At 72.8% G+C, this 2,183-nt stretch carries 2 protein-coding genes; both read left to right on the top strand.

What is annotated here, in order from left to right:
- The first annotated feature begins 120 nt into the window (after positions 1–120).
- Positions 121–627, top strand: coding sequence for a GNAT family N-acetyltransferase (locus ACWC9T_RS41600; RefSeq protein WP_449826216.1), 507 nt, complete (start codon positions 121–123; stop codon positions 625–627).
- Positions 628–1,191: 564 nt separating this feature from the next.
- Positions 1,192–2,076: a S1 family peptidase gene (locus ACWC9T_RS41595; protein WP_449826215.1), complete on the top strand. Its 885-nt coding sequence runs from the start codon at positions 1,192–1,194 to the stop codon at positions 2,074–2,076.
- Positions 2,077–2,183: the final 107 nt, after the last annotated feature.

Below are 2,183 nucleotides of genomic sequence, written 5' to 3'. Positions count from 1 at the left end.
CCCGAACCCCACACAGGCCCCGCCGAGGCCGCCGCGACCGATCCGTCGGTGACGGGAGCGGAGCCGCTTGCTCGTTACTGACCCACGCTCCTAGCAGAGCAGGAAATCACCCTGGGTGAGGTGACGCTGCGCCGTTTTCGCGGCGAGGCGGACCTCCCCGAGTTCTTCCGGGTCATCGAGGAGTCGCTGGAGCACCTGCGGCCGTTCATGCCGTGGGTCGCCGAGCACAGCCTGGCGAAGACCACCGCGTTCCTGGCCGAGCGGCCGGAGCTGTGGGAGAGCGGCAAGGACTTCACCTATGCGATCCTGCTGGACGGCGCCATCGTCGGCGCCTGTGGGCTGTTCCGGCGCGACGACACACCGGAGAACGGCCGGGAGATCGGCTACTGGCTGCACCCCGCCGCCACCGGCCAGGGCATCGCCACCCGAGCGGCCCGGGGGCTGGCCGAGCAGGCCTTCCGGCTTCCCGGCGTGGACTTCGTCGAGATCGTGCACGACCCGGCCAACCGCGCGAGCGCCGCCGTTCCGGCCCGGCTCGGCTTCACCGAGTACCTGCGCCGCCCTGCCAAGGCCCTCGCCCCGGCCGAGACCGGCGAGGAGCAGGTCTGGCGGCTCGACCGCCCCTGACGGACAGGTCCCGACGGCCCGCCGCCGTGGGGGAATACGCGCGGACCGCCGGGTTGCGCCGGCCGGACCGGACGATCCGGCCGTGCGCCGTGGGAACGAACGCGGCCGGAGACCCTCATCTCCGCGCGGAGCGCCCCATCTCGAACCCCGCGTTCCGGCCGCACACCTCTGCCACGGCCTCGCGCGTTCGTTCCCACGCCCCGGAGACCGTCAACCGACCACTGCGATAACACTTTTCTTCTCGACCAGCCGGGCCCAGAGAGCTGATTGACGGTTCCTCCCCCTCGGGAACCTGCCGACCGCCCCCGAGGCGGCGCCCGCCTGCGACGCGCCCTCGCCGGACCCGCGGGTCACTCCACGACGCTCGGGTCCGCCGACACCACGTCCGACACCCGGTCAGGAAGCTTGTACCGAACCGTCCGTTTCTTCATACTTCCGGACAGCGCCTGTCAGGGGCAGATCATCCGCCGCGCTTCCGGACAGCACCGGCCGGGGTCCGCCCACCACCTGACCGCGCCTCACGGCCCCCACCCTCAGGGGCCTCTCACTCCCAGGAGGAGATCGGTGAGGACCATGCGCAGGACGCCCCACACGGGCATGACCCGAAGCACCCGCCTGCTCGCCGCGACGCTCGGCCTGCTGACCGCCACCGCGGTCGCCGCGCCGGGCGCCGCTGCCGCTCCCGCCCACGCCGCCAAGCCGGAACAGCTCGCGGCGGTCAGCGACGCCGTCCTGAACGCCGAGGTCGACGGGACGGCCTGGTACGTCGACCAGGACGCCGGCCGGGTCGTGGTGACCGCCGACAGCACGGTGCCCCCCGCCGGGCTCGCCAAGATCATGCGCGCCGCCGGCCCCGCCGCCGCCACCCTGTCCATCCACCGCGTCGCCGGCGCCTTCACCCCGCTGATCGCCGCAGGCGACGCCGTCTACGGCGGCCAGTACCGCTGTTCGCTCGGCTTCAACGTGGTGAGCGGCAGCACCCGCTACTTCCTCACCGCCGGCCACTGCGGGAACGTCGCCAAGACCTGGTACACGGACGAGGCCCACACCACGCTGATCGGGCCGACCGTCAACTCCGGCTTCCCGGACACCGACTACGCGCTGGTCCGGTACGACAACACCACGCTGGCGCACCCCGGAGGGTTCACCTCCGCGCCCAACGCGTACATCGGCGAGTCGGTCACCCGCACCGGCTCGACCTCCGGCACCCACACCGGCACGGTCACCGGGCTCAACGTCACCGTGCGCTACTCCGACGGCGGCACCGTCCGCGGCCTGATCCAGACCGACGTCTGCGCCGAGCCCGGCGACTCGGGCGGCCCGCTGTACGAGGGCACCAAGGCGCTCGGCCTCACCTCGGGCGGCAGCGGTGACTGCACCGTCGGCGGAACGACCTTCTACCAGCCGGTGAACGCCGCGCTCGCCAAGTACAGGGTGAGCGTCTACTGATCCCCCGGCCGCTGATCCCGACCCGCAGATCCCAGGGTCGGCTGCCCGCTGCTTCGGAGCAGCGCGGCGCCCTGGAGCAGTCCGCGGCGTACGCCGTGACCCCCGCG

The organism is Kitasatospora sp. NPDC001159 (genome assembly GCF_053598235.1).
Note: the sequence above shows the minus strand (reverse complement) of the source record. Positions and strands in the feature narration are given on the sequence as shown.